Raw genomic sequence first — 19,027 nt, 5'->3', positions numbered from 1 at the left:
CGTGTATCATCCGCAGCCATCTTTTCATCCGAATCAAGGGATATAAGCCAGATGTCCAGCTACCTGTTCACCTCCGAATCGGTCTCCGAAGGCCATCCGGACAAGATCGCCGACCAGATCTCCGACGCCGTGCTGGATGCCATCCTGGCCCAGGACAAGCGTGCCCGCGTGGCATGCGAGACGATGGTCAAGACCGGTGTTGCGATCGTTGCCGGCGAAGTGACCACCAGCGCCTGGATCGACCTGGAAGCGCTCACCCGCAAGGTGATCCTGGACATCGGCTACAACAGCTCCGACGTCGGCTTCGACGGCGAGACCTGTGGTGTGCTCAACCTGATCGGCAAGCAGTCGCCGGACATCAACCAGGGCGTTGACCGCAAGAACCCGGAACAGCAAGGCGCCGGCGACCAGGGCCTGATGTTCGGCTATGCGACCAACGAGACCGACAGCCACATGCCGGCGGCGATCCACCTGGCACACCGCCTGGTCGAGCAGCAGGCCAAGATCCGCAAGAAGAAGAACTCGGCGCTGTCCTGGCTGCGTCCGGACGCCAAGTCGCAGGTCACCTTGCGCTATGAAGACGGCGTTGCGACTGCGATCGATGCGGTGGTGTTGTCGACCCAGCACGATCCGGGCGTCAAGCAGAAAGACCTGATCGAAGCGGTGCGCGAGGAAATCCTCAAGCCGGTGCTGCCGGCCAAGTGGCTGCACAAGGGCACCAAGTTCCACATCAACCCGACCGGCAAGTTCGTGATCGGCGGCCCGGTGGGCGATTGCGGCCTGACCGGTCGCAAGATCATCGTCGACACCTACGGCGGCTGGGCACGTCACGGCGGCGGTGCGTTCTCGGGCAAGGATCCGTCCAAGGTCGATCGTTCGGCTGCCTACGCTGCGCGCTATGTGGCCAAGAACGTGGTGGCTGCCGGCCTGGCCGACCGTTGCGAAGTGCAGGTTTCCTACGCCATCGGCGTGGCCGAGCCGACCTCGATCTCGGTCACCACCTTCGGCACCGGCAAGATTGCCGACGAGCAGATCGAAAAGCTGATCCGCAAGCATTTCGACCTGCGCCCGTTCGGCATCATCCAGATGCTCGACCTGATCCACCCGATGTACCAGCAGACCGCCTCCTACGGTCACTTCGGCCGCAAGCCGAAGGACTTCAGCTACACCGACGCAACCGGCGCGCAACACAACGCCACCGCGTTCTCGTGGGAAAAGACCGACCGTGCCGACGCGCTGCGCGCCGACGCCAAGCTGAAGTAAGCCAGCGGCTCCTGCGCGAGTGGAACTGACGAGAAGTGCAAATGGGCCGCAGCTGCGGCCCATTTGCGTTTTTGGCGGACCGTGTACCGTCGTTGAAACTTGCGTGGGAAACATCGCTTGCCGATCAGCGGTAGCAACACTAGGGAGCGCGGTGTCGCGAACGGGGGCGGGACCGTGTGGCGGCATGGATGCCGCCACCGAGCCCCGTCACCGGATGCGTCGCCACGCTGCCGACCAACTCCGCAGACCGATCAATCTTGTGCACGACATTTACCGGTTCTACGCGGATGCGCCGGTTTGCTGCGGGCGCTTGCACGCGTACCGACGTGGGACACGCCGCAAGTACGTCCCTGTAGGCTCTTACGCGGCATCCATGCCGCGTAAGGTCCCACGCCGGCACGCGCGCAAGCACCACCGGTTGTTGTAGGTGGTTGAAGGAAAAGCGGGGTCTGGTTGAACTGATCGAGCTTCGGAGCTTGGACTTTGCTGGCGAAGTGATAGTTCCAACGACTGGCACTATGGCAGCAGCGTCGAATGACAACGTGTTGAATCGATACCGGCAACATCGCCTGCGGAATCAGTAAGCATTAGGCCGCTTGAAAGCCTTTAGCTTTGCTTTGCGACAGCGACGATTAGGAACGTGGTGTCATTTCCGGGCAAGACCGTGTTTCTCGCCCCTCTCCCTTCGTGGCGAGAAGGCACTTCTTGCGCGCCACTGGCGCGCATGCCTTGGTTGGGGTGAGGGTACGGGGCGAAGCCTCCTTGAGTAATCGATGACACGAGGCTTCGCACGTAAACTCATCCGCCCCTGCGGGGCACCTTCTCCCGGTGGGAGAAGGAACGGCCACTGATCGCCTTTTTCGAGATAAAGATCGCTGCTGCACGGTTACCGATCGAGCTGCAGCTGCTTCTCGAGCGCCTGCGTAAACTCCGGCAACGGGCACGCCATACGTTGCTCTGCTGTGCAAACGCCAAGCGCCAGCTCCTGCTGCAACGGCGGATGCTCCAGATTGAGCGGCGCCAGCGTCCGCAGTTGATCCAGCGATTGCGCCAGATACTGCGCACGCACCACCTGCTTCCCACTCGGCTCGCGCCATAGGCTAAGCACCAACGCACCGCCCGGCGGCGGATCATCCGCGCCGTAGCCGGGCAAGTGAAAGTGCACGCCCAGCAAACTGCTCAACGCGGCGATATGCGTGTCGCTGCCGACGAACAGCGATACCTTCGCCGCCTGCGTGTCACCGAAGCGTTGCAGCACTTCGCGCGCCAGCGGTGCGCCCGAGCGCGCGGCCATGTAGTGCGGCCGTGCGTAGATGTCGAACAGCAGCGCATGCAGCCGCGAGACCTGCGCCAGCCGCTCGGGCGTGGCGCGGCCCCAGCCGACCTGCGACAGCGGCAAGCCTTCGGCGTATTGCAGCAGCAGGACCTCGCCGGTGCCGGAGGTCAGATCGATCGGCCCACCCAAGGCCAGGCCGCGACCATTGGCAGACGGCGTCAGCGTGGATGGCATCTGCGCAAAGTCGCAGGGCGTGCGGGTGCAGCCCAGAATCTGCTGCATCGCCTGCAGTTCGGCCGCATGCCCTTGCAGCAACGCGGCAGGACCACCGGTCTGCTTTTCGATCGAGGCGACCGCTGCGACGGCATCGAATGCAACCGCGCCGGCTTCGATCGGTCGGAACAACGGGTCGTTGCTGCCGGCCTCGCGGTGCCCGGCCACGATGCCGCAACCGGGTGCCAGCGCCTCGGCCAGCAAGGCGCCGCTGTCGATGGTGCGTTGATCGGTATTGGCCCACACCGATACGCTGCCTGACGCCGGGCAGCCGCTGCTCGGCAACACCTTGTGCTGCGCCAGCCACTGGCGCAGATAGTCGCCGCTCAATTGCACGCCGATGCGCCCATGCGGAGTGAGCAGGCTGGCCGGGGTGGACCACTGCGGCCACGGTGCGTCTGCGTAGTGCGCGGCGGCGGCTTCGCCCTGCAACGGCGCACGCACGCCATGCCGGAACACCACAACCACGCGCTCCAATTGCGCGGTCGGCACGACTGCAGGCGGCGCAGGTGTCCGCGGCGTGCAAGCGATCAGCAGCAACATGCCAAGTGCAAGTGCCGGCATCAGCCAGCGCGGCCGAGGCACTGTCTTCGAGCGTTGCCTGACACCTGCCTGCAACGGCGTAGTGATCCCACGCAACGGCGACAACGCAATCCCCAGCGCGTCGCTGCCGTCATCGCCTGCGGGCGTCTGTTCACCACCCTGCCCCGTTTTCATCGTTTGCCTGGAACACATACTTGGCGGTCATCCCGTTGGTCATGGCGGAATGTACGGTGCCAATATGCAAGGCAGACTACAACTGGCGAAACTTCCTCAAATATTCGGGCAGCCGCCACGCGGCGATAGATCCCCGGAATCAGCCGCACGGTTGCGGCACCAAGAGCGGCATCAGTCTTGTCCAATGACGACTCGCCGCAGGGTGCGTTGCCTTGCGGAGATAACCCAACACACCGGTCGTCAGGACGCACTGCACAAGGCAGCAGCACGACGATATGCAGATGGGTCGGCATCAGCCCATCGACACACGCCCGAACCGCGTGCGTAATGCATCACCTGTCCGGGATCGCATGGTCCTGCGTCTCCATGCGAGCGATGCCGCGCAGATCGGCTAGCACTCAGGTGCGTAGAAAGATTTCCACACGCCGATTGAGTTGTCGCCCGCCGGGGTTGTCCTGTCCATTGAGCGTATTCGGCGCTACCGGCTGCGATTCGCCGTAGCCCTTTGCGCCGGCCGACTGCGCGGCACCGCGTGTGCGTAACGCGGCCAGTACTGCATCGGCGCGGCGCTCGGACAGCGCCTGGTTATAGGCGTTGCTGCCCTTGGCATCGGTATGCCCGCGCACTTGCATGTCCTTGGTGTTGACCTTGCCGAGTGCGGCGGCCAGCACGTCAAGTACGCGCGCGGCATCGGGGCGGATCCCGGCCTTGTCGAAGTCGAACAGGATGCGCTCGTTCAAGGTGATCAGATAGCCGCACGGCGCACCGGGAGGCGCGAATTTCTGCAGCAGCGGAAAGCGCCCGGCAGGCGGCACCTTCGGCAGCGGCGGCATGCGTACTTCGCGCGGCGGCGTGCCGACCGTGCCGGTGCCATCGCCGCGGTTCTGCACCAGCCCGTCCGGGCCGTTCCAGGTTCCCGAGCCGTCGGCGTTGATGGTGATCAGACCGCGCGGGCCATTCCAGGTGCCGCTGCCATCGCCGTGATTGTTGACCAAGCCGCTCTTGTCGCTGTTCCAGGTACCCGCACCCTTGGCGTCCAGGCTGATCAGACCGGCCGGGCCGTTGTAGGAGCCGGCACCGTTGGCCTGCACCTGGATGATTGCGTCGTCGCCACCGGCGCCGCTCGCATTGATGGTGCCGCTGCCGTCGGCGTTGACGCTGATCAGGCCACCGTCGAAGTTGGCGGTGCCGCTGCCGTCGGCCTTGAGGTCGAACAGCCCGCCGTCGCCGTTGCGCAGCAGATTGCCGTTGGCATCGACGCTGGTGATGCCGGCATCGTTGATCAGGGTGCCGCCATCGCCGCAACGTGCCGGCGCCACGCTGACGCCTTCGATCGGGTCGAGAATGTCCTGCAGCGAGGCTTCCAGCGCGCGTTGCGCCGGGGTCACGCCGGCGATGTCCGGCACCACGATCAACGGAATGGCCGGGATCTCGGGCACCGCCTCATCGGTGGCCGGCGGCGCATCGGATGCACGCGCTGCAGTCTCCGCTGCCGGCGGCATTGCGCCCGCAGCGTCTGCCGCGCTCTTCTGACCTTCGCCGCGGCCGCAACCGGCCAGCAGCAAGGGCACCCAGATCACTGCCGACAGCGTCTTGCGCATCGCGTCTTCCTTGTTGGAGCGTGTTCTAGAGAACCGCCTGATAGCATGAGGCTGGTAAACAATGCGCTAAGAACGGCGAACAACACCGCTGCGCGGCCGCCAGGCGTGAGTGCAGTGATTTTGTCGGCCACTTCTTGGTGAATGCAGTCAAAAGCCTAGTTAGTCGAGCGCGGTGCCCTCGCCGCTCGCGGGACACGCCGCAAGTAAGTCCATGTAGGCTCGGTGGCGGCATCCATGCCGCCACACGGTCCCGCAATCGGCGAGGACACCGCACCAGACAGGTTGCTGGTTGTTTTATTGAGAACAGGACACGGCGCAAGCCAGCTTGCTGGATGCTTGTTGAAAACTCGCACACCGATCAACCCGACTGGCCCTTGCCCGCCCACCGTCGCGGGACCTTACGCGGCATGGATGCCGCGTAAGAGCCTACACGGACGTACTTGCGGCGTGTCCTGCGATGGTGGGCGGGCAAGGGCCCGGCAGCCAACTCGCAACGTCAAGGGCGCGGCGCCCTCACCGCTCGCGGGACACGCCGTGAACCTATCCCTGGGGGATCGTTGGCGGCATCCATGCCACCAACGATCCCGCAATCGGTGACACCGCACCGAGAGTTGGCCGGCTGTTTTCTTGAACGCGACGCCATGCGCACCGACCATTCGCTGACAACAACGGGATCTCGATTCTGCTTGCTTTCAGAACGTTGCCGAGAGTGCAGCCGGTGTCTCGCCTTGCGCGCCGTGCGCACTCGTGTTTCCTGCCTCCTCGGCCTGCAGCTGCGCATGCAGGATGCGGCGAATCTCAAGAATCGCCTGCGGCGTTTCCTGCACGCTATGCCAGGAGGTCACTACCAATTCCGACTCGGCGCCCTGCAGATGTGCGCTGCGATAAGGCACCAGACCATCGTCGGAATCGGCCAGCGGCACCTGCGGTTTTTCGCGCCCGACGATGGTGTGGTAATGCACCTGTGGGGAGATCGGCAGGTCCATGCTGGCGCGCACGAACGGGTCGGTGTCGCGCAGGTTGTCGATGCTGGTCGGCGGCAACAGCCGGCCTTTGCGTCGCGGGTCGCCGCCCTGCCCGTCACGCTCGCTATTGGCCAAGTCCTGCAGCACATCGCCGAAGCGATCCAGCAAGGCGATCGGCAGACGCACCAAGCGGCCGACGAAGCGCCCAAGCCCACCTTCGGCCAACGGCGTACCGCGATGCGGCGCGGCAATGAAGATGGCGCGGTCGACCTGCGGCAGTGGCGAAAAATGCAGCAGCGGCGACAACTTCGCGCGCACGCGTGCGCCGCGCTCGCCTTCCAGCCGGTAGTTTTCCAGCAATGAATTCCACAACGTGTCGCCGGAAGACGACACCAGCAAGCGCCCGATCACCCCGCCCATGCTGTGGCCGATCAACACCATGTCGTGCGATGCGATAGCCGTGCCGGCCGGGTCGAAGTGCTGCAGGCTGCGCTCCACCAATGCCTGGATTTCTGCGCGGTTGACCGCCACCGGCGCGTTGGTCGGGTAGTACACCTGCCAGATCTGGTAGCGCTGGCGCAGCGTTTCATCGCCCATCACCTCGTTGGCGACATTGACCCAGGCTTCCGGGCTGCTGGCCAGCCCGTGCAGCATCAGCAGCACGCGTCGGTCCGGATCGTAGGGCTGCATCAGATACAGATGCGGGCGATCGATCCCGCGCGCACTGCCCAGCATCGAGCGCAACGACTGCGCGGCGAAACCGGATTTGGCCAGCCATAGCCCATAGGCGGCAGTGAAGTTGGCCGCCAGCGGCACGCGCTGACCGTGCAACACCACTTCGTTCTGGCGATACGGGTCGTACGGCACCACGGTGGCGATGTTGCCGCGTAGCACGGCATCCAGAGTCTCGCCTTCGAAACGCAGCAGCAGCGTGGCCGGTGCGTACGGCATCTCGCTGAAAGTAGGCAACGGGCGCTCTGGCGATGCGACTGCAGTGGCGGCTTGTTGCAAGGCCAGCCCGGCGGGATCGCCGACCACTTGCGGGTCCACCTCGGCCACCAGCTCGGCACCGAAGCCATCGCGCCGATAGGTGCTGCGCAGCCCATTGAAGCGCAAGGCCGAGGCGGCGAAGATCGCGCGTGGCGTGTTGCCGCCGCCCGGCAACCGATACGCGGACATGTCGATCGCCACCTGCCAGCGGCCCAAGGTGGTCGGTTCGCGCTCGTTTTGGCCGGTCTGCTGCGCGCGTGCGAACAGGCGTTCGATCACCTGCTGCACGGCGTAGTTGTAGTAGTCGCGCACCTGCGTCTGGCGATTTTCGAACGCACGTGCACTGGGCGGGCGTGCGCTGAAAAACAGGTACGCGTACGCATGCCGCGCTGCTTCCAGCCAGGCGTCGACTGCCGCGTCGCTCATCGTTGTCGGGTCGCGCCCGCCCAAGGCAATCGCATGCGCGGTCCATAGCTCGGCTTGCGTTGCCAGACGGCGCTCGTCGCCGATGCCCGCCACGCTGGTGAGTTGCTGCAGGCACGTCAGCGGGTCGCTGCGGCAGGCCTTGGGTTGCAGCCCGGCCACCTGCAGGGTCTCGCTGCTGGCCTGGCTCAACGCGCCGGTGCTGAGCACATCTCCGCGCGTACGCGCGATGTAGTCGCCGCTGCTGTGCGATTGCACCGTGACCATGGCGCAGCCGCTCAGCAACAGGCTGCCAAACACACCCGCCAACACTGCAGCGGTGCCGCGTCCACGCAGGCGCGGCGTCACCGGGGTGCGCTCGTGGTGGCGGCTGGCGCCGGGGCCTGCGGCATGCCGACACGGATGCGCTCGGAGAAATCTGCCGCCGTATCGGCTGCGATCGCACGTGCGGTGAAATGCCCGCGCTGCTTCAAGGTGGCAAAATCGTAGCCGGGCAGCAGGCCCTGATGATCGTAGACGTATGCGTCCACGTAACCGGACAGCAGCAGGCGATGATCCAGCGGCAGCGTCGGCTGCAATTGCCGCGCCAGCGCAAACACAATCGTGGTGCAGTTGCTGGTGAGCGTGTTGTAGAACGCCGGGGCGCGATTCAAGTCGTTGGCCATGCGCACATAGCCCATGAACATGCGGCGCAGACCGGCCTTGGGAATCGCCAGCCGATATAGATACATGTCCTCGCCACGCACGTTGGTGCGCACGCGCAGAATGTCGCGCTCGTCGGCGGCCACCAGGGTTTCTTCGAAGCTGCGGAAAAACCCGCCCAATGCAGAAAACGACTCGCCGCGTTCCTTGCGGATTTCCAGCGAGAACACTACGTGCGAGCCGTCGTCGAAACCGAACGACACCAGCGTGTGCGCAATGGCAGGCCCCATCCAGTACGAGAGCGCCAGATCGGCGCTGACCAGACGATCCAGATCGTAGCGCCGGGTTTCCCAACGCGGCTGGTAGTCGGTTTCGCTCTGCCAATCGAAATTGCGCACGTTGCGCAGCGTCACGATGTTGCCGTGCACTTCGGGCTGCAGGCGCTGGGCGACATCGTCGGCCCAGTCGCGGTCCTGGCTGGGCTGCATCATCCACCACGACACCGCCAGCACCGCAAACGCCGCACTGAAGATGCCCACCAACGCCCAGTTCTCGCGGCCACGGCGCAGGCCCCACAACGCCGCCAGCGCCATCGCGCACCACGAGCCCACCCAGGCCGCGCGCACGAACGCATTGCCAGTGATCGCGAAGTAGATCGCAAGTCCACCCCATAGCGCGGCCAGCACCAGCGCCACGCGCAGCGCCCAGCGACCGAGGCGGGACCGCGTGGCCGGTGTCATCGGGTGCCGCCTTCCGGCACCTGCATGCCCAGCGCATGCATCAGCAGATCGGCCGAGCGATGGGCAAGCCGTTTGCGTTCGGATTCGTCATTGCCACGCAGGCAGCTGCCCAGCATGTCGATCACCAGCAGCAACTGCTCGTCGTCGACATCGGCGCGGCACAGGCCGGCATCGCGGGCACGATGCACGAACGGCAGGAAGATGCGCACCACACGCCGATCGGCCGCTTCCACGGCCGGGTGCGCACGTTCGATCGAACGCCAGAAATCCACCAGCGGTGCGGATTGGGCGATGTGCTCGGCCACGTCGTGCAGCAGCACCGCCAGCCCGTCCGGGCGCTCGCCCAGATCGGCGGCCAGCCGCTCCAGCCCGTCCAGGCCGCGGGTCATCAACGCGGTCATCAGCGCGAGCCGATCGGGAAAATTGCGATACAGCGTGGCGCGGCCAAGGCCGGCACGTTCCACCACCAGTTCCAGCGGGGCATTGACGCCGTGTTCGCTGAACACTTCGTCGGCGGCATCGAGTATCTGCCGGCGGCGCAGCGCGGCATCAGGGCGGGGAGTCGTCATGGCGGCATTATCGGACAGATTTGTCCGGTAACGCCAGAGTCCGCTTGACGAATCCGCACCCTCTCCGACCAACGGTCTGATCAGACAGTCTGACCAGGCCGCCCGATTCGACCGTCGGATCCGACGGTCGGGCCAGCAGACCGGATCAGCCGGTGTTCTGCACGCCTTGCGAGACGCCGTTGACGCAGGCCACTAGCGCGCGCAGCAGCTCGTCGTCTTCGCCATCGGTGGCACGCCAGCGTTGCAGCAGATCCACCTGCAGCACGCTGATCGGGTCGATGTAGGGATTGCGCAGGCGGATCGACAAGGCCAGCCGCGGGTCGTGCTGCAGCAGCGATTGCTGCCCCGTCAACGCCTTCACCCAGCCCTTGGTCAGCGCCAGTTCGTCGCGAATGCCCGGGAAAAATCGCTCATGCAGGTCACCCGACAGCCGCGAAAACAGGTCGGCGATGTTGAGATCGCCCTTGGACAGCACCATCGCCACGTCGTCCAGGAAGGTGCGGAAGAACGGCCAGTCCTGCGCCATCTCGCGCAAGGTCTCTTCATGTCCCGCATCCACTGCCGCCTGCAGGCCGCTGCCCACGCCGTACCAGCCCGGGATCACCGCACGCGCCTGGCTCCACGCGAACACCCACGGAATCGCGCGCAGATTGGACAACGCCGCGTCCTGGCCGAGCCTGCGTGACGGCCGCGAGCCCAGCGTCATGCGTTCGATCACGTCGATCGGCGTGGCGCGGCGGAAATACTGCATGAAATCCGGCGCGCCGACGAAGGCGCGGTACGCGACAGTGCTTTGTTCTGCGACCAGATCCATCACCGGCCGCCAGCGATCCTCGCGCGGCTCGGGCGCACGCGGGCGCAGGCTGGACAGCAGCACCGCGCCGGTCATCTGTTCCAGCGAGCGCAATGCCAGCGCACGAATGCCGTACTTGCGATGGATCACCTCGCCCTGCTCGGTGACGCGCAGCCGGCCATCGACGCTGCCACGCGGTGCGGCATCCAGCGCACGGCTGGTCTTGCCGCCGCCACGCGCAATCGAGCCGCCGCGGCCGTGGAAGAAGGTCAGCCGCACGCCCAACTCGGCAGCGGCTTCGAGCAACTCCACCTGCGCGCGCTGCAGGCCCCAGCGCGAGGCGGTGATGCCGCCGTCCTTGCCGCTGTCCGAATACCCCAGCATCACCATCTGGGTGTCGCCGCGCGCAGCCAGATGCTGGCGATAGACCGGGTCGGCAAGCAGATCCTGCACGGTGCCGGTGCCGCCGCGCAGATCGTCCACGGTTTCGAACAGCGGCACGATATCCAGCGGCACGGCGCCAGCGTCGTCGACCAGGCCGCCGCGTCGCGCCAGCGCGAGCACGGTGAGTACGTCGGCGCGGTTGTGCGCCATCGAGATGATGTAGCTGCCCAGCGCATCGGCGCCGTGGCGGCCGCGCGCATCGGCGAGCGCGGCAAACACCGCATCCAGCCGTGCATTGCCTTCGTCGGCTACGCGCGGCAGCACCTGTTCGCCGGAGGCATACGGGCCGAGCAAGGCAGCGCGCTGCCTGGCGTCCTGGTCGTCCCAATCGGCCTGGCCCAATGCATCGGCCACCGCACGCGCATGCACGCTCGATTCCTGGCGCACATCCAGACGAGCCAGATGGAAGCCGAACGTGCGCACGCGCCACAACAGCCGGCGCACCGCGAACCAACCGGCGTGCAGCCCCTTGTTGGCCTGCAGGCTGTCCAGAATCAGCTGCAGATCGTGTTCCAGCTCGGACGGTGCGGTGTAGGCGCCCTTTGCATCGTCCAGCGTGGCCTGCAGACGCGCGCGCATCAGATCGTTGAGCAGGCGATACGGCATGTCGCCATGGCGCGGGCGCGAGCGTGCGGCGTCCTCCGGCAGCAGTGCGCGGTAGCGATCCAGTTGCTCGCTCAATTCCGAACTGACTGCCACCAGCGTGGTCGACTGGCTGAGCAGGCTGGCCAGTTGCCACAGCTCGTTTCGATAGCGATCCAGCACCGCGCGCCGTTGCGCATCCAGCGTGCCGGCAATGGTGACGGCATCCACATTGGGATTGCCGTCCATATCGCCGCCCACCCAGGTGCCGAAGCGCAACAGGCGCGGCAGGGTCGGCACGCTGCCGTAGGTTTCTTCGATGGCGTGTTCGAGGGTTTCGTACATCACCGGCACCACGCGATACAGCACCTGGGTGAGATAGAACCCCACATGCTCGCGCTCGTCTTCCACGGTGGGACGCACCGGCGAGGAGTCGGCGGTCTGCCAGGAGGCGGTCAGGGCCATGCGAAAGCGCGCCGCATCGGTGGCGCGCTCGTTGGGCGTGCGCATGCCATCCAGGTTGTCGACCAGGCTTGCGACCATCAGCTGTTCTTTTTCCAGCAGCGCGCGGCGCACCGCTTCGGTGGGGTGCGCGGTGAACACCGGCTCCACATCGATACGCGGCAACCACGCGCTGAGTTCGTCCAGCGTCACGCCCTGCGCCTTGAGCCGGCGCAGTGCATCGTGCAGGCCATCCGGCTGCGGGGTGTCGGTGCTGCTGCGCTGGTACTCGCGGCGGCGGCGGATGCGATGCACGCGCTCGGCGATGTTGACCACCTGGAAATAGGTGCTGAAGGCGCGCACCAGCGACTCGGCTTCGCGCGGCTCGCGTCCGGTCAGTTGCTCGCTCAGCGTGGACGGCGGTGCATCGCCCTCGCGCCGCGCAATCGCCGTGGTGCGGACATGTTCGATCTCTTCGAGGAATTCCGCAGAGACCTGCTCGGCGAGCAGGTCACCGACCAGTGCACCGAGCCGACGCACATCGTCGCGCAAGGCAAGATCGGGGGTAGCGAACACAAGACTGCTGCGGTACTCGTTCATCAGAAACGCACACCCTCTTCAAGCGCAAAGTCGTCGAAGACTAACCCAAAAGGATTAGATGGTTGCGACAAGCGCGACGGTTTCAACGCCAACCATCGTGTGCCAGTGCCCCCTGCCGATGGCTCTCGTAGGAGCGCGCTCGCGCGTGACGTGGCTTTCCCGGTAATGCCCCATCGCGGGCAAGCCCGCTCCTACGTGGTGTGGCTGTCCTGGTCATGCCCCGTCGCGCCCAGGTGCGCTCCTACGGGTGATCGCGGCAATGGTGTGGACGCCGCAGCGAATCTTCCCGGGACGCGCGGCGGCCGCATCCACCGTAGGAGCGCACCCGGGCGCGACGAAGCTTTATCGGTGACGGCTCATCGCGCGCAAGCGCGCTCCTACAGGTGCCAGCGCACGATCGATCAACGCGTGCGCGTAGCGCCGGTCTCCTTCACCGGCACCGGCTCGCCGAGATTGGTCTTCAACCACTGCTCGCTCTCGGCCAGCATCTGCAGGATCGACTGCCGCGCGCGATACGCATGCGACTCGTTGGGCAGCATCACCAGGCGCGCGTTGCCACCCAGGCCCTTGATCGCAGCGAACATGCGCTCGCTCTGAATCGGGAAGGTGCCGGTGTTGTTGTCGTCCTGGCCGTGGATCAGCAGCAGCGGGTCCTTGATCTTGTCGGCGTAGTTGAACGGCGACATTGCCTGATACACCGATTGCGCCTGCCAGTAATTGCGTTCTTCGGCCTGGAAGCCGAACGGCGTCAGCGTGCGGTTGTAGGCGCCGCTGCGCGCGATGCCGGCCTTGAACAACCGCGTATGCGCCAGCAGGTTGGCGGTCATGAAAGCGCCGTACGAATGCCCACCGATGGCGATGTGCTCGCGATCGGTGACTCCGCGTCGCACCACTTCGTCCACCGCGGCCTGCGCATCGGCGACCAGCTGCGGCACATAGGTGTCGTTGGGCTCGGCATCGCCTTCGCCGACGATGGGCATGGTCGGGTTGTTGAGCACCACATAGCCGATCGCCAGAAACGCCTGCGGTCCCCAGTAGCTGATCGCATTGAAGCGGTATGGCGAATCGGTGACCTGGCTTGCGGTGTCGGCACTCTTGAACTCACCCGGGTAGGCCCACATCAGCAGCGGCCGCGGGCCATCACGCTTGGGGTCGTATCCGGGCGGCAGCAGCAGCGTGGCGGTGAGGTCCACGCCATCGGCGCGTTTGTAACGGATCTGCTCCTTCTGCACGCCGCGCAACTGCGGCATGGGATGCGCGAAATGCGTCAACGCACGCGGCGCAGCGCTGCATCGCCCAGTGCCTGCACGAAGTAATTGGCCGGCTCCTCGGGCGATTCGCGGCTGAGCAGCAACTGCGTGCCCTGCGCATCCAGCAATGCCAGCGGCGCGGAATAGGTCGGCGCCTGGGAATGGAACAGACGCGTGGCGCGTTTGCTCTGCAGATCGAAGCGATCCACGAACGGGCGATCGCCTTCCGGCGAGGCGCCCTTGCCGAGCAGGAACAGGCTGTTGCCATCGGCATCGGTCTGCAGCAGCGTGCGGCCCTTGCCATCGGCCACCGTCGCCGGCGTGCCGGGGTCGTTGTAGCGGTCCTGCGAGGAACGGTCCCACAGCAGTTCGGGTGCGCGCCGCGGCTGATCCGGTGCAATGCGCCACTGTTTTGTGCGACGGGTCTTCCACCAGCTCTCGCTGAGAATGGCCAGATCGCCCCGGCCCCACTGGATGCCGTCAAACCGGCTGCCCAACTGCGCCAGCGTCACCGGCGCACGCGCGAACGGCGCGGCCTGCATCAGCACCGCATCGCGGATCTTGCTGGCGCGTGCCGGGTCGCCGCCGTCCTGCGCTTCGGCCCAGACCAACGTGGCCGGTGCATCAACGCGCCAGGCGATGTCGCGCACGCCGGTGGGCACTGCGTCGTTGCCGGTCGGCAGGCCTTCCACCAGCGGCAGCTTGGCGATCTGCCGCACCAGCTTGCCCTGCAGATCCAACACTTCGATGCGACGCGCGAAATTGTCCACCGGCACCACATACGAGAACGGCCGCTCGCTGCGTTCGCTCAGGAGGTAACGGCCATCCGGCGACACCGACAGGTTGAGATAGATGCCGGGCGCGGCGATCGGGCGCACCTGCCCGCTCACGCTGACGATGATCGGCTGGCCAGTGGCGTAGTACTCGAACACGCGCGCATCGGCCTCGTTGCGCAGCAGGTCCTGATAGGTCGGCAGCGAGCGCACGCCGGCGGCAGCGCTGGTCTGCTGGGTCGCCGGGCCGTCCGGCACTGCGTCGCGGGTGGGCGGCGTGCCCTGCCCTGCCACTTGCTGCTGCACCAGTAGCCCGCTGCCATCGGGCAACCAGCGCAACTCGTCGTTGACGCTGGTGTTCAAGCCGGCCACCAACCGCCGCGCCTGCCCGGCCGCCACATCCACCAGCCACAGCTCGTTGGCCCCGCTGGTCGCGTCCTCGCGGCGGAACGCCAGGTAGCGTTGATCCGGCGACCAGCTCAACGTGGCCAGCGACAGTGGCGACGGCAGCCCGGCGATCTGCCGCTCGCTGCCGTCGGCTACCGACAGCAGCCACAGCTTGCCGGCGAAGGCAAACCGGCTGCTGGCGAAGGTCTTGGGATGGATGCGCAGACCGGCCAGCTTGAGCTCGGGCTGGGCGACCTCGGCGATATCCGGCAGCGCCGGCATTTGCAGCATCGCAGCCAGATCACGTTTCGGCGAGATGTGCAGCAGCGGCGCGCGCGGGGCGTCCACCACCGCCTGCAGCGCCTTGGAAGGCAACTGGTACCCGCTGGCCGCCGCAGTGGGTTGCGCAGCCGGCGTGCTGGCCGCCGATACCAGCAGCGGCGCGCTCAGCGCCAACACGCCCGCCCACGCCCACGTGTACTGCCGCCAGCCCTGCGCATTCCGCTTTGCCTGCATTGTCCGTCCCCGGTCTCGATCGATCCTGGACCATAGCAGCCGTTGGTCGGCGACTCCCCTGCCGTTGGTTGGGGGGTCGTGCCGATTCAAGCAGTCCAATTCATGCCGGAGGGGGGTGCTGCCGATATAATCAACGCTCTCGTCGAGGGGCGCTGCGACCGGTATGGCGGACTGATCCGCCAACTGCACGAAAAGTGCAGGAAATACGGCCAGGCTCGACAAGCATTCATCGTTCAACGGCGCCCCGAATTGCAGACATTGATCTGCTTACCGGAGCTATTGCATGAACGCTGTCACGAAAATCGCCCCACATACTGACTACAAGGTCGCCGACCTCTCCCTGGCCGATTGGGGCCGCAAGGAGCTGGACATCGCCGAGCACGAGATGCCGGGCCTGATGTCGATCCGCCGCAAGCATGCGCAGAGCAAGCCGCTGAAGGACGTGCGCATCACCGGCTCGCTGCACATGACCATCCAGACCGCCGTGCTGATCGAAACGCTCAAGGACATCGGTGCCAACGTGCGCTGGGCCTCGTGCAACATCTTCTCCACCCAGGACCATGCCGCCGCCGCGATCGCGGTCACCGGCACCCCCGTGTTCGCCTGGAAGGGCGAGACGCTGGAAGAGTATTGGGACTGCACCCTCGACGCGCTGACCTTCACCCTGCCCGACGGCACCCAGACCGGTCCGGAACTGGTGGTGGACGACGGCGGCGACGTCACCTTGCTGATCCACAAGGGCTATGAGCTCGAAAACGGCAGCACCTGGGTCGACGAGCCGGCGGCTTCGCACGAAGAAGGCGTGATCAAGGCGTTGCTCAAGCGCGTTGCCGTCGAGCGCCCGGGGTACTGGACCCGCGTGGTCAAGGACTGGAAGGGCGTCTCCGAAGAGACCACCACCGGCGTGCACCGCCTGTACCAGATTGCCGAAGCCGGCAAGCTGCTGATCCCGGCCATCAACGTCAACGACTCGGTCACCAAGAGCAAGTTCGACAACCTCTACGGCTGCCGCGAGTCGCTGGCCGATGGCCTCAAGCGCGCGATGGACGTGATGCTGGCCGGCAAGGTTGCCGTGGTCTGCGGTTACGGCGACGTCGGCAAGGGCAGTGCCGCCTCGCTGCGCGCCTATGGCGCCCGCGTCATCGTCACCGAGATCGACCCGATCTGCGCCCTGCAGGCGTCGATGGAAGGCTTCGAGGTCAACACCATCGAATCCACCCTGGGCCGCGGCGACATCTATGTCACCACCACCGGCAACAAGGACATCATCACCGTCGAGCACCTGCAGGCGATGAAGGATCAGGCCATCGTGTGCAACATCGGCCACTTCGACAACGAGATCCAGGTCGATGCGCTGAATGCACTGTCGGGCGTCGAGAAGATCAACATCAAGCCGCAGGTCGACAAGTACGTGTTCGGCAACGGCAACGCGATCTTTCTGCTGGCCGACGGCCGCCTGGTGAACCTGGGCTGCGCCACCGGCCACCCGAGCTTCGTGATGTCCAACTCGTTCGCCAACCAGACCCTGGCGCAGATCGACCTGTGGGAAAAGCGCGACAGCTACGAGAAGAAGGTCTACATCCTGCCCAAGCACCTGGATGAAGAAGTGGCCCGCCTGCACCTGGAAAAGATCGGCGTCAAGCTGACCACCCTGACCAAGGACCAGGCCGAATACCTCGGCGTGGATGTGGCGGGTCCGTACAAGCCGGATCATTACCGCTACTGATCCATTGGCAAAACATCTCAATGTAGACAAGAACGGGCGCCGCAAGGCGCCCGTTTTTTGTGCGATCAGCGAAGCATGCGCGCCTCAAATGGTTCTGCCACCGGCGCTGCCCATGGGCTGAGGGAGTACCGCGCCACGCGGCGTCCTTTCGGGAGGGAACTCGATCTTGCGCGTCGATTACCGGGAGAGGAGGAGCAGGCAGAAGGCGCCCCGGGGCACCTGACCTGAACGCCTCCACCGGCCCGTCGCCTGTACCACACGCGTGCTACATTGCCGCCACCCCCATCGCCGGGAGCCATGTATGAGCACCACCACCATCCGCCTGCCAGATGCGCTCAAAGCCCGCATCGCCAAGGCGGCGGAAGCGGCCGGCACCACGTCGCACAACTTCATCCTGGAAGCCATCGCCGAGAAGGCCGAGCTGGCCGAGCGGCGCGCCGACTTCCACGCTCAGGCCGATCAGCGTTGGGCCGAGTTCCTGGAGACGGGTGAGACCATCCCGTGGGACGAGGCACGCACCTACTTCAGGGCCCGTGTCGCAGGAAAGCCTGCAAAGCGGCCAGTGGCGCGCAAGCTGGAAGACTGAGGTGACGCGCATCCGCCTGGGCCCGGGCGTGATCGAGGATTTGGAGCGGATCGCGGTGTATTTGCTCGACCACGAGAGCGCGCATGCAGAAGGGAGAGCCGAGGAGATTGTCAGCGCGTTCGACGTGCTGGCAGGCAATCCGTTAATCGGCCGCCCGGTCCATGGAGACCACCGCGAGCTGGTGATGGGCCGCGGTTCGCACGGGTACGTGGCGTTGTATCGCTATGTGGATGTGACCGACACGGTGGTCGTGATGGCGCTGCGCGCACAGCGGGAGGCAGGCTATGCACGCGACACATGAAACCGAGGCCGACATCCGCGCCAACCGCATCGACCCGGTACTGCGCAATGAGGGCTGGGGCGTGGTCGATCGCGCGCAGGCCCATCGCGAACTGATCTGCCCGGGCCGCATCCTCGGCGGCGGCCAGCGCGGCACCGCGCTGTCGGCCGATGACGTGCTGAGTTACCGCAGCCGCGAACTGGCGGTGATCGAGGCCGAGCGCGCCGGGCTGGGCCATACCGCGAGCGTCGGCCAGGCCAAGGACGATGCGGCGCGACTGCAAACGCGGTTTGCCTATACCAACAACGGTATCGACTGGTATGGCATCGACATGGACACCGGCGCCGTAGGCGCCATGGCCCTGCCGTTCCCGAGCCCGGACGAGCTGTGGCGGCGGTGCTTTCCCGACGGCAATGACTGGCGCGAGCGCTTCGGCGCCGTGCCGTTGGAGACTGGCAGCGGCAAGCAGTGTCGCCGCTGTCATCAGCCTGATCGTCTGGGTCGCGAAGCGGGCGTCGCGCAAATCACCAATCGCGACGACAGGGTCGGCAGTACCAAAGACCGCTCAATCCAGGCTGTTGGAACTGGACACCCTGAGGTCGCAGCAGTTGATCACGGATGCGGAATACCACCAGCGCCGCACCCACATCCTGAGCGAAATCTAAGCAGCAGCTGCAGCGCATGAACTATGTTTCCGCTGTGCTGGATCAACATGTCCATGTCATTTGCGAAGTTGCCATGCGCCAGAAATTACTGGCGCGCGGCACTTCGATACAAGACGGCATCAGTCTGAGCTTCAAGACCCCTCAAGAACTTTCCGAAATCCTCAGCCTGCTGCAATCACTGCAGATTCCCTTTGCCGACGCACCTGCAGGTTGGCCGCCCGCTGCCGTGTTCGCGCAGCTCAGAGATCAGGGACTGGTGCAAGGCGCGATCACTACCGTTGCATGGGTCGCCCCCAACATGCCTGTGCTCGGCGTCGGCTAGCGCCCATATACGCGAGGGTTGCCGGCTGGCCAGGCGTAATCAATGCAATGGTGCGCTTGAGAATGTCGGCCGCTGCGCACACACGCCTGCGGCTAATAACTTTCCAAACTCCGCTGATTAGAGCGTGTTATGAACTTTGCCCTTGTCACGATAACGTATACGGATGAAGCCTCGTAAGCCATATCCAACCGATATCTCCGACG

At 65.5% G+C, this 19,027-nt stretch carries 11 protein-coding genes, 2 pseudogenes and 1 riboswitch; of the genes and pseudogenes, 6 read left to right on the top strand and 7 right to left on the bottom strand.

Annotated elements, in window-relative coordinates; genetic code table 11:
• The first annotated feature begins 51 nt into the window (after positions 1–51).
• Complete coding sequence (metK, locus tag XcyCFBP4188_RS20970) at positions 52–1,263, top strand: methionine adenosyltransferase (RefSeq protein WP_006449196.1); 1,212 nt, start codon at positions 52–54, stop codon at positions 1,261–1,263.
• Positions 1,264–2,149: 886 nt separating this feature from the next.
• Here the strand turns inward: metK and XcyCFBP4188_RS20965 are convergent.
• The 7 genes and pseudogenes from XcyCFBP4188_RS20965 to XcyCFBP4188_RS20930 form a co-directional block, all read right to left on the bottom strand.
• Complete coding sequence (locus XcyCFBP4188_RS20965) at positions 2,150–3,529, bottom strand: histidine-type phosphatase (protein WP_233397255.1); 1,380 nt, start codon at positions 3,527–3,529, stop codon at positions 2,150–2,152.
• 398 nt (positions 3,530–3,927) lie between these two features.
• Positions 3,928–5,130, bottom strand: coding sequence for an OmpA family protein (locus XcyCFBP4188_RS20960; protein WP_104592797.1), 1,203 nt, complete (start codon positions 5,128–5,130; stop codon positions 3,928–3,930).
• Positions 5,131–5,822: 692 nt separating this feature from the next.
• Entirely contained in the window at positions 5,823–7,775 is a 1,953-nt protein-coding gene (locus XcyCFBP4188_RS20950) for an esterase/lipase family protein (RefSeq protein ID WP_233397258.1), read from the bottom strand.
• Positions 7,776–7,852: 77 nt separating this feature from the next.
• Positions 7,853–8,890 (bottom strand): DUF4105 domain-containing protein, encoded by a 1,038-nt coding sequence (locus XcyCFBP4188_RS20945; RefSeq protein ID WP_104592796.1) that lies wholly within the window; start codon positions 8,888–8,890, stop codon positions 7,853–7,855.
• Positions 8,887–9,459 carry a TetR/AcrR family transcriptional regulator gene (locus tag XcyCFBP4188_RS20940; RefSeq protein WP_006450143.1) on the bottom strand — a complete coding sequence of 191 codons (573 nt, stop codon included), beginning with the start codon at positions 9,457–9,459 and terminating at the stop codon, positions 8,887–8,889. The genes XcyCFBP4188_RS20945 and XcyCFBP4188_RS20940 overlap by 4 nt, the downstream gene beginning before the upstream one ends.
• Positions 9,460–9,604: 145 nt before the next feature.
• Complete coding sequence (gene ppc / locus XcyCFBP4188_RS20935; protein WP_006450142.1) at positions 9,605–12,319, bottom strand: phosphoenolpyruvate carboxylase; 2,715 nt, start codon at positions 12,317–12,319, stop codon at positions 9,605–9,607.
• A 401-nt stretch (positions 12,320–12,720) separates the two neighbouring features.
• Positions 12,721–15,245, bottom strand: a pseudogene (locus XcyCFBP4188_RS20930) (S9 family peptidase).
• 138 nt (positions 15,246–15,383) lie between these two features.
• A riboswitch (S-adenosyl-L-homocysteine riboswitch) is annotated at positions 15,384–15,497 on the top strand.
• Positions 15,498–15,528: 31 nt separating this feature from the next.
• Between XcyCFBP4188_RS20930 and ahcY the strand changes: the two are divergent.
• The 5 genes and pseudogenes from ahcY (at position 15,529) to XcyCFBP4188_RS20900 (ending at position 18,824) form a co-directional block, all read left to right on the top strand.
• Positions 15,529–16,971, top strand: coding sequence for an adenosylhomocysteinase (gene ahcY, locus XcyCFBP4188_RS20925; protein ID WP_006450140.1), 1,443 nt, complete (start codon positions 15,529–15,531; stop codon positions 16,969–16,971).
• 301 nt (positions 16,972–17,272) lie between these two features.
• Positions 17,273–17,557, top strand: a complete 285-nt coding sequence (locus XcyCFBP4188_RS20920; protein ID WP_006450139.1) for a ribbon-helix-helix protein, CopG family — start codon at positions 17,273–17,275, stop codon at positions 17,555–17,557.
• A 1-nt stretch (position 17,558) separates the two neighbouring features.
• A complete protein-coding gene (locus XcyCFBP4188_RS20915; RefSeq protein ID WP_006450138.1) occupies positions 17,559–17,858 on the top strand; it encodes a type II toxin-antitoxin system RelE/ParE family toxin in 300 nt (99 codons plus the stop codon).
• Positions 17,842–18,310 (top strand): annotated as a pseudogene (locus XcyCFBP4188_RS20910) (type I restriction endonuclease subunit R); the annotation flags it as partial. The gene XcyCFBP4188_RS20915 and the pseudogene XcyCFBP4188_RS20910, both read left to right, overlap by 17 nt.
• Before the next feature lie 208 nt (positions 18,311–18,518).
• Positions 18,519–18,824, top strand: coding sequence for a hypothetical protein (locus XcyCFBP4188_RS20900; RefSeq protein WP_006450136.1), 306 nt, complete (start codon positions 18,519–18,521; stop codon positions 18,822–18,824).
• The last annotated feature ends 203 nt before the right edge of the window (positions 18,825–19,027 follow it).

The organism is Xanthomonas hortorum pv. cynarae (assembly GCF_002939985.1).
GTDB classification, from domain to species: Bacteria; Pseudomonadota; Gammaproteobacteria; order Xanthomonadales; family Xanthomonadaceae; genus Xanthomonas; species Xanthomonas hortorum_D.
The sequence above is the reverse complement of the archived record's forward strand: the minus strand, read 5'-3'. Positions and strand labels throughout refer to the sequence as shown.

Coding starts and splice junctions, on each gene's coding strand:
- XcyCFBP4188_RS20900 (WP_006450136.1), top strand. CDS start 18,519: ATGAACTATGTTTCCGCTGTGCTGGATCAACATGTCCATGTCATTTGC.
- XcyCFBP4188_RS20945 (WP_104592796.1), bottom strand. CDS start 8,890: ATGACACCGGCCACGCGGTCCCGCCTCGGTCGCTGGGCGCTGCGCGTG.
- metK (WP_006449196.1), top strand. CDS start 52: ATGTCCAGCTACCTGTTCACCTCCGAATCGGTCTCCGAAGGCCATCCG.
- XcyCFBP4188_RS20940 (WP_006450143.1), bottom strand. CDS start 9,459: ATGACGACTCCCCGCCCTGATGCCGCGCTGCGCCGCCGGCAGATACTC.
- ppc (WP_006450142.1), bottom strand. CDS start 12,319: ATGAACGAGTACCGCAGCAGTCTTGTGTTCGCTACCCCCGATCTTGCC.
- ahcY (WP_006450140.1), top strand. CDS start 15,529: ATGAACGCTGTCACGAAAATCGCCCCACATACTGACTACAAGGTCGCC.
- XcyCFBP4188_RS20960 (WP_104592797.1), bottom strand. CDS start 5,130: ATGCGCAAGACGCTGTCGGCAGTGATCTGGGTGCCCTTGCTGCTGGCC.
- XcyCFBP4188_RS20965 (WP_233397255.1), bottom strand. CDS start 3,529: ATGAAAACGGGGCAGGGTGGTGAACAGACGCCCGCAGGCGATGACGGC.
- XcyCFBP4188_RS20920 (WP_006450139.1), top strand. CDS start 17,273: ATGAGCACCACCACCATCCGCCTGCCAGATGCGCTCAAAGCCCGCATC.
- XcyCFBP4188_RS20950 (WP_233397258.1), bottom strand. CDS start 7,775: ATGGTCACGGTGCAATCGCACAGCAGCGGCGACTACATCGCGCGTACG.